Origin of the sequence: Daejeonella sp. (assembly GCF_037719425.1) — a bacterium.
Classification (GTDB): Bacteria; Bacteroidota; Bacteroidia; order Sphingobacteriales; family Sphingobacteriaceae; genus Daejeonella.
The window spans coordinates 42,628-43,706 of the sequence record NZ_JBBJNI010000011.1; the positions used below are offsets into that span (position 1 = coordinate 42,628).

At 45.1% G+C, this 1,079-nt stretch carries 1 protein-coding gene; it reads right to left on the reverse strand.

What is annotated here, in order from left to right:
- Window positions 1-155: 155 nt before the first annotated feature.
- A complete protein-coding gene (locus tag WKF69_RS02855) occupies window positions 156-914 on the reverse strand; it encodes an SDR family NAD(P)-dependent oxidoreductase (RefSeq protein WP_340379397.1) in 759 nt (252 codons plus the stop codon).
- Window positions 915-1,079: the final 165 nt, after the last annotated feature.

Consider the following 1,079-nt stretch of genomic DNA (forward strand, 5'->3'; position numbering starts at 1 on the left):
GGGGTTGGGGCCCCACCCTCCCCCCTTCAACTAAAAAAATGGCTGTCATCCCAACGCAAGTTGGGATCTCATTATAAGCTGGCTGCTTCAAATAGAGTTTAGAATAACAGTTTAAATTACCGGAAATCCCGAGCGCTTTTCTCGTCACTCGTTTCTCATATTTCCCTCAACAAATGCGTCGTATTAGCCTGGGCGGTCGCCATTACGATCATATCATTGATATTTACATGTGCCGGGCGCGTTACTGCGAACCAGATCGCTTCAGCAATATCCTGAGCATGTAAAGGCTCAAATCCGTCGTATACCTTTTTGGCGCGTTCAGTATCGCCCTTAAAACGCACTTCCGAAAACTCAGTAGAAACAGCTCCCGGATGGATACCGGTTACTTTGATTTTATGGGATAAAAGATCGATCCGCATCGCTTGATTGAGCGAATCCACAGCGTACTTGGTGGCGCAATAAACATTGCCATTTATATAAGTTTCCTTCCCGGCAATAGAGCCGATATTCACTATATGTCCGGTACTATTATTGATCATCCAGTTCGATACCACCTTAGTGACGTAGAGAAGCCCTTTTACATTGGTATCGATCATTACATCCCAGTCATCTGTGTCACCAGAATTGATTGGATCAAGCCCGCGTGAAAGACCCGCATTATTGATCAGAACATCTACCTTCTTCCAATCTTCGGGCAAGTTCTCCAGCTTTTGCACGGCAGCCTTATCTCTAACATCAGCAACAACTGTTTTCACTTTTATGCCAAACTCTTTACTAAGCGTTTCAGCGAGGGAGTCCAGTCTCTCCGCACGACGCGCTAGAAGTATCAAATCATATTTTTGGCTGGCAAAGAGTCGTGCGCAGGCTTCGCCAATTCCGGCAGTGGCTCCTGTAATTAAGGCTATTTTAGACATATCGCTAATAAAAACCCGAAAATAAGAAAATAGTGGAAAGTATAAAGTAACAAACGTGGTGTACCTGAAATTGAGGTCCGCTGGTTGCGATTATAATATATTTAGGTCCCCGCGTTCGCGAGGATGACAAATCTATACGGATACTAAGGGGGGAATTGGGGGGGG

Excerpts from the sequence above, each read along its gene's own strand:
- WKF69_RS02855 (WP_340379397.1), bottom strand. The coding sequence starts at position 914 with ATGTCTAAAATAGCCTTAATTACAGGAGCCACTGCCGGAATTGGCGAA.